The sequence below is a fragment of the Komagataeibacter intermedius TF2 genome (assembly GCF_000964425.1).
In the GTDB taxonomy this organism is placed as follows: domain Bacteria; phylum Pseudomonadota; class Alphaproteobacteria; order Acetobacterales; family Acetobacteraceae; genus Komagataeibacter; species Komagataeibacter intermedius.
Map to the genome: position 1 here is coordinate 1 of NZ_BANF01000084.1, position 9,012 is coordinate 9,012.

Genomic DNA, 9,012 nt, shown 5'->3' on the forward strand with positions numbered 1-9,012 from the left:
CCCCCGCCGCCGCCGCGTGGCGGTTATTATGGCGGCCACCGTGGCGGCGGCGGCGCGGGTCTGGCCGTGGGCAGTGGCCTTGCCGGTCTTGCGGTGGGCGCCATGCTGGGCAGCACGCTGGCCGAACGCGGTGCCGCGGCGCCACCACCGGCCTATTATCCCACCCCCGCGCCGGCCCCGCCGCCGCCGGCCTACTACCCCTATGGCGGCGGTTACTGATAACCGCAGCCCTGACACATCCCACGCATACCGACACCCCTGCGAAGGAAAATATACAACATGATGTTCCGCCGGTTCCTACCCGCCGCTGCCCTGCTGATGCTGCCCGCCATGGCCATGGCCGCTGACCCTCAGCCCGCCACAGGCACCCAGACAGAGGCAGGCAAGCCCAACCCGACCGCGCCACTGGCCCACACCCCGCACGATCCCGCGCCGGAGCAGGTGGAAGCCCATATCAAGGCGCTGCATGACCAGCTGGGCATTACCAAGAAGCAGGAAGCCCTGTGGGCCCCCTTTGCACAGGACATGCGCGACAACGCGCAGCGCCTGCATGATGCGATCGAGGACCGCCGGTCCAAGCTGCCCACCCTGAACGCGGTGGAAAACATGCAGTCCTATGCCGATCTGGTGATCGAGCGCGCGCGTGACATGCAGACCCTGAACACAGCGTTCGCGTCGCTGTATGACAGCCTGTCCAAGAAGCAGCGCAAGCATGCCGACACCCTGTTCCGTGAAGGCGACAGCGAACACACCGCCGCACAGCAGGCCAAGGCTGCCGATGCGCAGGGGACGGCAGCCGCCCCCGCGCAGTAAATAAACGCGCCCTGCCCCGCCCGCAGCATGTTGCGGGCGGGGCAGGCACATCCGGCTCACCTGACAGTCCCGGGTGATCCGCGACAGTCAGGCGGGGCCGGTCACAAGCAGGTTTCTGGTGGCGCTTTTTTCAAAAACTACCGAAGGAATGCCACCTTTTTGAAAAAAGGCGGCACCCGGCAACTTCCACTCTTATGAACAGGCCGTTTTCAAAAAACCTTTCAGGCGCGATCAAGCGGGTACCACGCCCGTCCGTCGCGGCGCAGCAGGTCGTCCGCCCCGCCAGGGCCTGATGTCCCGGCTTCGTACAGTTCCGGACCAGCCGTATCCTTCGCCCATGCCTGCAGGACAGGATCGACGGCCTTCCACGCGGCTTCGATATTATCAGCGCGCTGGAACAGGGTCTCATCACCCATCAGGCAATCATACAGCAGCGTCTCGTAGCCAACATTGGGCGATTTGGCGAACACGTCCTCGTAACGGAAGCGGGCCTGCACATCGGTCAGGTCCATTTCCGGCCCCGGCTTCTTCGCGCCCAGTTCCACCGTCAGCCCCTGGGCTGGCTGGATGTTGAGGATGATGCGGTTGGGGGGCAGTTCCTCCGTTTCGGTTTCACGGAACATAAGCATCGGCGGCTTGCGGAACTGCACCACGACCTCGGTCCGCCTGCCCCCCAGCGCCTTGCCGGTACGCAGATAGAACGGCACCCCGGCCCAGCGCCAGTTATCCACATGCAGTTTCAGCGCCACATAGGTTTCGGTATTGCTGTGCGGGGCCACGCCGGGGCTTTCACGGTAACCGACCATGGGCCTGCCATCCACCGTGCCCGTTGCGTACTGGCCGCGCACGGCATCCGCCGGGTCGATGGGGGTCACGGCCTCGAACAGCTGTTCCTTGGCGTTGCGCACGCTTTCGGCGTCGAAGGTATTGGGGGGCTCCATCGCCACCATGGCGAAAAGCTGGAACAGGTGGTTGGGCACCATGTCGCGCAGCGCGCCTGTGGGTTCGTAAAACGCGCCGCGCTGTTCCACGCCAATGGTCTCGGCGGCGGTGATCTCGACATGATCAACATATTCATTGCGCCACAGCGGTTCGAATATCAGGTTGCCGAAGCGCATGGCGAGGATGTTCTGCACCGTTTCCTTGCCAAGGAAGTGGTCGATGCGGAAGACCTGCGACTCGTCCAGTACCGACAGCACCCGGCGGTTGAGTTCCTTTGCCGACGCCAGGTCGGAACCAAACGGCTTTTCAATCACCACGCGGCGAAAAACGCCCTCCTTCTGCGCCACCACGCCCGCCTGGCCCAGTGTTTCCACCACCGTGGCGAAAAACCGCGACGGAATGGCCAGGTAGAAGATGGCGTTGCCCGGCAGCTTCGTACCCAGCTGCTGCAGGGCCTCCACGTTGCTGAAGTCGGCCTGTACATAGTCCAGCCGCTGCGCCAGCCAGTCCCACTGCCGGGCATTGATGCTGGCGGGATGGAATTCGGCGTTCGGGTCATGGGTGAAGGACTGCATCATGGCGGCAAGGCCATCGCGCCATTGCGCGGTGGTGCTGTCCACGCGGTCCACGCCGATGACGCGGAAGCCGTCATCCAGCAGCCCGTTGCCCACCAGATTGTACAGCGCGGGCATGAGCAGCCGTTTGGTCAGATCCCCATGCGCCCCGAAAATGACCAGGGTGCACGCGGGGGCCCGATGGGCGCCGGGGGGCATGGTTGCGGAAATATCAGATGATAGGGCCATGATCTCTCTAACCGTTCTTGCCTGCGCCCCGTACCGGGATAGATGGCAGCGTGCCTGCCCGGCATGACGCGATGGGCCAAGCGTGCACCCGGCACGCCGATACGGACAAGGCCTATCACCGCATGGGACGTACCACCTTGACCTTACCCCCGATTCGGTTAGCGGTTTTGCGCGGTCCGTCCTGCTTGCGCCTTTGCCGCGCAGGCTCTAGGTGTCGGTACAGTTACGGCAATGGGTCCGTCCGCCCGGATGGACCGGCATGACAGGACAGGAAAGAAGATTATGGGTTACCGCGTTGCGGTGGTGGGCGCCACCGGCGCTGTGGGGCGCGAGATCCTCAAGACTCTGGCTGAGCGCCAGTTCCCTGTGGATGAGATCGTGGCCCTGGCGTCCGCCCGTTCGGCGGGCAAGGAAGTCTCCTTTGGCGACAGGAAGGTACTGAAGGTCCAGAACCTCGAGACCTTTGACTTTACCGGCTGGGATGTCGCCCTTTTCTCCCCCGGCGGGGCGGTTTCGGCCGTGCATGCGCCGCGGGCTGCGAAAGCGGGCTGCATCGTGATCGACAACACGTCCCACTTCCGCATGGAACCGGACGTGCCGCTGGTCGTGCCCGAGGTCAATCCCAACGATGTGAAGAAGGCCAGGCGCGGCATCATCGCCAACCCCAACTGCTCCACCATCCAGATGGTGGTTGCACTCAAGCCGCTGCATGACCTGTTCACAATCAAGCGCGTTGTGGTCGCCACCTACCAGGCCGTGGCGGGTGCGGGCAAAAGCGGCATGGACGAACTGTTCAACCAGTCACGCGGCAGCCTGGTGGGCGACCCGCTGAAGGCCGAACAGTTCACCAAGCAGATCGCATTCAACTGCATTCCCCACATCGACCGGTTCATGGATGACGGCGCGACCAAGGAAGAGTGGAAGATGACGGTCGAGACCCGCAAGATCCTTGACCCCGACATTGCCGTTTTCGCCACCTGCGTGCGTGTTCCCGTGTTCATTGGCCATGCCGAGGCCATTAGCGTGGAATTCGAGGAACCCGTTGATATCAAACGCGCCCGCGAGGCCCTGCGTGAAGCGCCGGGCGTGGTGCTGCATGACAAGCGCGAGGACGGCGGATATGCGACACCGCTTGAGGTCGTGGGCGAGGACGCGACCTATGTCTCGCGCCTGCGCATCGACCCGACGGTGCCCAATGGACTCGGCTTCTGGTGCGTTGCCGACAACCTGCGCAAGGGGGCGGCGCTGAACGCGGTCCAGATCGCGGAAACGATGGTCGCGCTCGACCTGCTCGGACACTGACGGACCTGCCGGGGGCTGCCATGGGTGGCGGTGCAGCGGGGCTGTACCGCCATGTAGCCGGGGGAAGGTCTCTCAACCTCGTGTTCCGGGCGTGCGTTGACCCGGCCTTCCGTGCGGCGTAGGACCGAATTCAGACAAGGCAACGGAACAAACCGAAGCCATAACAGGGAAATTGACGAGACGACCATGCAGGATGTCCGTGATGCGCTCTATGTAGGGCAGCGAAGCGACGGAACTCTGACCAGGCGGCCTATGTCCCCACACCTCCAGGTCTACCGCTTCCGTCTTTCCATGTTCCTTTCAATCGCGAACCGCGCCGCCGGTGTCGCCGCCGCAGGCGGTTCGGCACTTGGCCTGTGCTGGATCAGCGCGGCGGCAAAGGGACCCAAATCTTTCAGCAAGGTCCAGAAGGTGACCGGCAACCCGCTGGGGCAGATGCTGCTTGCGGGATGGGCACTGGCGCTGGTCTATCACTTCGTGGCGGGGATACGCCACCTTGTGTGGGATAGCGGCTATCGCTTTTCCAAAAAGGAAATCAACGAAGATGGCCCCGTGGCCGTGGGCGTGACGGTGGGAACCACGCTGGCGCTGGTGGCCGGTATCCTTGGTGTCGCGATCTGTCGTTCCCGCAAGAAGGCGTCCTGATCATGAGCAATCCGAAGAAACCGCATATCACGGTCATGCGCTCCCAGCTTTCGCGCGCGCGCGGGCTGGGTTCGGGTCAGGCCGGTGTCGGCCACTGGTGGGCGGAACGTGCATCGGCGGTGGCCCTTGTGCCGCTGTCGGGCTGGTTCGTGATCCAGGTCTTCCGCCTTGCTGGCGCATCACAGCCGGAAGTGGCGAAGTGGGGCGCACGCCCGCTCAACACCACCATGATGCTGTCGCTGGTGATCCTGACCTTCTACCACACCCAGCTTGGGCTGCAGGTCATCATTGATGACTACGTGCACGGCAAGGCGCACCTGCCTGCGGGCCTGCTGATGAAGGGGATCGTCTTCCTTCTGGGTCTGTTCGGCACGGTTTCCGTACTGAAGCTGGCGCTGGCCGGCAGCAGCCGGGGCAGGATCGCAGCAGGCTGAAGCCCGCGCGATCGCCTGAGCAGAACATGACATTCGCGGACCGGCGGGCCGCAATACTGGCCGGCCGTCCGAACGAGCATCGGGACACGTCCAAGAAATGAACGCGACCACTTCACCACTCACCGGCTCCTACAGGATCGTTGACCACGCATATGACGTGGTTGTCGTAGGCGCTGGTGGCTCCGGCCTCCGGGCCACGCTGGGCATGGGGGCCGCTGGCCTCAAGACCGCCTGCGTGACCAAGGTTTTCCCCACACGCAGCCATACCGTCGCGGCACAAGGCGGCATTGGCGCATCGCTTGGCAACATGGCCGAGGATAACTGGCGCTGGCACATGTACGATACCGTCAAGGGATCGGACTGGCTGGGTGATCAGGACGCCATCGAATACATGTGCCGCGAGGCGGTACCCGCCGTGCAGGAACTGGAACACATGGGTGTGCCCTTTTCCCGCACGGAAGATGGCAAGATCTACCAGCGCCCCTTTGGCGGGCACATGCGCAACTATGGCGAGGCCCCGGTGCCCCGCGCCTGCGCCGCCGCCGACCGGACGGGCCATGCCATCCTGCACACGCTGTACCAGCAGTGCCTGAAGCATAACGTCGAATTCTTTGTCGAATACTTCGCCATCGACCTGATCATGGATGACGACGGCGCCTGCCGTGGCGTCATGGCATGGTGCCTGGAAGACGGCACGCTGCACCGCTTCCGCGCGCAGAAAGTCGTGCTGGCGACCGGCGGGTATGGCCGTGCGTACCATTCGTGCACCTCCGCCCATACCTGCACGGGTGATGGCGGTGGCATGGCGATCCGCGCCGGCATCCCGATGCAGGACATGGAATTCGTGCAGTTCCACCCCACCGGCATCTTCCCCGCGGGCTGCCTGCTGACGGAAGGCTGCCGTGGCGAAGGCGGCTACCTGACCAATTCCGAAGGCGAGCGCTTCATGGAACGCTACGCCCCCACGGCCAAGGATCTGGCGTCGCGTGACGTGGTCTCGCGCGCCATGACCATCGAAATCAACGAAGGTCGCGGCTGTGGTCCGGAAAAGAACTACATCATGCTGCACCTCGAGCATCTTGGCCCCGAGATCCTGCATGAACGCCTGCCCGGCATTTCGGAAACGGCGCGCATCTTCGCGGGTATCGACGTGACCAAGGAACCCGTGCCGGTGCTGCCGACGGTGCATTACAACATGGGTGGCATTCCCACCAACTATCATGGCGAAGTCATCCGCCCCACGGCTGATGATGTCGATGCGGTCGTGCCCGGCCTTATGGCTGTGGGTGAAGCGGCCTGCGTGTCCGTGCATGGCGCGAACCGCCTTGGCACCAACTCGCTGCTTGACCTCGTGGTGTTTGGCCGTGCCGCCGCCCAGCGCGCCGCCGCCACCATCAAGAGCGAGGAAGTCATCGCGCCGCTGCCCGCAGGGGCCGGTGATGCCGCGATCGAACGGTTCGACCGCCTGCGCTACGCCAAGGGCAAGACCCATGTGGCCGACATGCGCAGCAAGCTGCAGCGCACCATGCAGAAGCACGCCGCCGTGTTCCGCAACACCGAAAGCCTTGCGCAGGGTGTGGAGAAGATCAAGGAAATCTGGTCGGAAATTCCCGACATCTCGATCAACGACCGTTCGCTGATCTGGAACAGCGACCTTATGGAAGCGCTGGAGTTCGAGAACCTGCTGGCCAACGCCACCGTCACCATGGCCGGGGCCAACGCCCGTCACGAAAGCCGCGGCGCACAGGCGCATGACGACTATCCCGACCGTGACGACAAGAACTGGATGAAGCACACCGTCGCCCACATGACCGATGCGGGTGATGTCACGCTAAGCTACCGCCCCGTGCACATGAAAACGCTGACCAACGATGTGCAGGTCTTCCCCCCCAAGAAGCGCGTCTACTGACGTAACGGCGGAAAAGGAACGAGACGATGGTCGAATTCAGGCTGCCAAAGAACAGCACGGTGGGCAAGGGTCGCATTTTCACGGCCACCCCCGGCGCCACCAATGTCAAGAATTTCCGGATCTATCGCTGGAGCCCGGACGATGACAAGAACCCCGTGGTCGACACCTACGAAATTGATCTGGACAAGATCGGGCCGATGGTGCTCGACGCGCTTATCCATATCAAGAACGATGTCGACTCCACGCTGACCTTCCGGCGTTCATGCCGTGAAGGGATCTGCGGGTCCTGCGCGATGAACATCGCAGGGGAAAACACGCTGGCGTGCCTCAAGCCCATCCGGGACATTGAGGGCGACATCGCGATCTACCCGCTGCCGCACATGCCGGTCATCAAGGATCTGGTGCCCGACCTGGATGGGGCATATGCCCAGCTGCGCTCGATTGACCCGTGGCTGAAGTCCGATACGGCTCCCCCGCCGGATGCCGAACGCCGCCAGAGCATCGAGGAACGTGCCGAACTGGATGGCATGTGGGAATGCATCCTGTGTTTCTGCTGCTCCACGTCGTGCCCGTCCTACTGGTGGAATGGCGACCGCTACCTTGGCCCGGCAACGCTGCTGGCGGCCTATCGCTGGATTGCCGACAGCCGTGACGAACATGCGGGCGACCGCCTGGATGCGCTGGAAGATCCGCTGAAGCTGTATGCCTGCCGCACGATCATGAACTGCACCCAGACCTGCCCCAAGGGCCTGAACCCCGCCAAGGCGATTGGCCGGATCAAGGAACTGCAGCTGGAACGCAAGGCGTAACAGCCCGGTCACTTTCATTCGTGATTGACGCAGAAGGCGCTGGATGTGAAAAATCCAGCGCCTTTTTCGTATCAACCCGTTTGAAAGGACCCAGGCTGGTGTTTGAGGGAACCCTGTCCACCCCCGCCGGCCGAAGCCGTGCCTGGATTGACAGCCTGTTCGTGGACCATGCGATCCTGCGGCAGACATGGACCAACTTTCGCGTGGTCATTCCCGGTCGCGTCTATCGCTGCAACCATCCCACGCCATGGCGGCTGCGGCTTGCCACCCGTCGCTATGGGCTGAAAACGCTGGTCAACCTGCGCGGGCACCGTCAATGCGGGTCCGATGCCCTGTCGCGCGAAGCTGCCCACAAGATCGGGCTGACCCATATCGACATGGCGTTCGAAAGCCGCAATGCCCCCCACAGGGACCGCATCGAACGGTTTGAGCGGATTTACCGCGACATCCGCTTTCCCATGCTCATGCACTGCAAGTCGGGTGCTGACCGCACGGGACTGGCTGCGGGGCTTGTCATCCTGTTCGAAGGGGGCACGGCGCAACAGGCGCTGCGCCAGCTTTCATGGAAGAACGGCCATTTCAACAGTTCACGCACCGGCGTGCTTGATGCCTTCTTCCTGCGTTACGCAGCCGAAGCGGAAGGGCGCCTGCCCTTTATGGACTGGGTACGCACGGAATATGATGAAGACCGCCTGCGCGCGGATTTCCGCGCCGGGAAAATCGCATCCTTCATGACCGATCAGTTACTCAGGCGGGAATAGCCCGCCCGCTACGACGATGCCCCCATGGAGCGGACAAGATCCAGCACGCGGCGACGGGTGCCGCTGTCCTCAATCCCGTAATATGCGCGCACCAGTTCAATGGTTTCACGACGCGAAAGCAGGGCAAGATCGTCCTGCGCCACCGTAGGCAGGGCGGATGACAGTGTGGGAGCGTCAGGCTCGGCCATGCCATCGACAGCATCTGTTACGGGCCGGTCCGTCGTATCGGCATACGCTGGCAGACCCGCGAAAAAAAATCCGACCGGTACATCCAGCACGCAGGCCAGGTCATACAGACGCGACGCGCCCACGCGGTTACGCCCGCGTTCGTACTTCTGCACCTGCTGGAATGTCAGACCCAGGGCATTTCCCAACCGTTCCTGTGACATGCCCAGCAGTGTACGACGCAGGCGGATACGGTTCCCGACATGAACATCTACCGGATTGGACGTAGCGGACATTTTCCCCGTCACAATAATGGTCTTACCTTCCCTACCTGCTATCTCCAGACCGGCTGGAAATTAAAATACGCCAGCCATTCACGGTGGGCGTTAGAGCGCACTGCGAATAGCTTGAATCATAGGATTCCCAAAG

The 9,012-nt window shown here is 62.9% G+C and carries 9 protein-coding genes and 1 pseudogene; 8 read left to right on the forward strand and 2 right to left on the reverse strand.

Features of this window, described 5'->3' with window-relative positions:
* A pseudogene (locus B7449_RS12120) lies at positions 1 to 219 on the forward strand (hypothetical protein); the annotation flags it as partial.
* Between the two features lie 60 nt (positions 220 to 279).
* The gene (locus tag B7449_RS12125; protein WP_039735988.1) at positions 280 to 813 is read left to right on the forward strand and encodes a Spy/CpxP family protein refolding chaperone; all 534 of its coding nucleotides are present in this window, start codon (positions 280 to 282) and stop codon (positions 811 to 813) included.
* Between the two features lie 221 nt (positions 814 to 1,034).
* Here B7449_RS12125 and zwf read toward each other — a convergent pair whose 3' ends face one another.
* Complete coding sequence (gene zwf / locus B7449_RS12130; protein ID WP_048883652.1) at positions 1,035 to 2,558, reverse strand: glucose-6-phosphate dehydrogenase; 1,524 nt, start codon at positions 2,556 to 2,558, stop codon at positions 1,035 to 1,037.
* A 282-nt stretch (positions 2,559 to 2,840) separates the two neighbouring features.
* Between zwf and B7449_RS12135 the strand changes: the two genes are divergently transcribed.
* The 6 genes from B7449_RS12135 to B7449_RS12160 all read left to right on the forward strand — a co-directional run bounded on the left by B7449_RS12135 (position 2,841) and on the right by B7449_RS12160 (position 8,418).
* Positions 2,841 to 3,860 (forward strand): aspartate-semialdehyde dehydrogenase, encoded by a 1,020-nt coding sequence (locus tag B7449_RS12135; protein WP_039735989.1) that lies wholly within the window; start codon positions 2,841 to 2,843, stop codon positions 3,858 to 3,860.
* 252 nt (positions 3,861 to 4,112) lie between these two features.
* Positions 4,113 to 4,505 carry a succinate dehydrogenase, cytochrome b556 subunit gene (sdhC, locus tag B7449_RS12140; protein WP_010514767.1) on the forward strand — a complete coding sequence of 131 codons (393 nt, stop codon included), beginning with the start codon at positions 4,113 to 4,115 and terminating at the stop codon, positions 4,503 to 4,505.
* Between the two features lie 2 nt (positions 4,506 to 4,507).
* Positions 4,508 to 4,939 carry a succinate dehydrogenase, hydrophobic membrane anchor protein gene (gene sdhD, locus B7449_RS12145; RefSeq protein ID WP_010514766.1) on the forward strand — a complete coding sequence of 144 codons (432 nt, stop codon included), beginning with the start codon at positions 4,508 to 4,510 and terminating at the stop codon, positions 4,937 to 4,939.
* 97 nt (positions 4,940 to 5,036) lie between these two features.
* Positions 5,037 to 6,848, forward strand: coding sequence for a succinate dehydrogenase flavoprotein subunit (gene sdhA / locus B7449_RS12150; protein WP_039735990.1), 1,812 nt, complete (start codon positions 5,037 to 5,039; stop codon positions 6,846 to 6,848).
* A 26-nt stretch (positions 6,849 to 6,874) separates the two neighbouring features.
* Positions 6,875 to 7,657, forward strand: coding sequence for a succinate dehydrogenase iron-sulfur subunit (locus tag B7449_RS12155; RefSeq protein ID WP_039735991.1), 783 nt, complete (start codon positions 6,875 to 6,877; stop codon positions 7,655 to 7,657).
* Between the two features lie 98 nt (positions 7,658 to 7,755).
* Complete coding sequence (locus tag B7449_RS12160; RefSeq protein WP_039735992.1) at positions 7,756 to 8,418, forward strand: tyrosine-protein phosphatase; 663 nt, start codon at positions 7,756 to 7,758, stop codon at positions 8,416 to 8,418.
* Positions 8,419 to 8,426: 8 nt separating this feature from the next.
* Here B7449_RS12160 and B7449_RS12165 read toward each other — a convergent pair whose 3' ends face one another.
* Positions 8,427 to 8,879, reverse strand: coding sequence for a helix-turn-helix domain-containing protein (locus B7449_RS12165; protein WP_039735993.1), 453 nt, complete (start codon positions 8,877 to 8,879; stop codon positions 8,427 to 8,429).
* Positions 8,880 to 9,012: the final 133 nt, after the last annotated feature.

Coding starts and splice junctions, on each gene's coding strand:
- sdhD (WP_010514766.1), top strand. CDS start 4,508: ATGAGCAATCCGAAGAAACCGCATATCACGGTCATGCGCTCCCAGCTT.
- B7449_RS12155 (WP_039735991.1), top strand. CDS start 6,875: ATGGTCGAATTCAGGCTGCCAAAGAACAGCACGGTGGGCAAGGGTCGC.
- B7449_RS12165 (WP_039735993.1), bottom strand. CDS start 8,879: ATGTCCGCTACGTCCAATCCGGTAGATGTTCATGTCGGGAACCGTATC.
- B7449_RS12135 (WP_039735989.1), top strand. CDS start 2,841: ATGGGTTACCGCGTTGCGGTGGTGGGCGCCACCGGCGCTGTGGGGCGC.
- sdhA (WP_039735990.1), top strand. CDS start 5,037: ATGAACGCGACCACTTCACCACTCACCGGCTCCTACAGGATCGTTGAC.
- zwf (WP_048883652.1), bottom strand. CDS start 2,558: ATGGCCCTATCATCTGATATTTCCGCAACCATGCCCCCCGGCGCCCAT.
- sdhC (WP_010514767.1), top strand. CDS start 4,113: ATGTCCCCACACCTCCAGGTCTACCGCTTCCGTCTTTCCATGTTCCTT.
- B7449_RS12125 (WP_039735988.1), top strand. CDS start 280: ATGATGTTCCGCCGGTTCCTACCCGCCGCTGCCCTGCTGATGCTGCCC.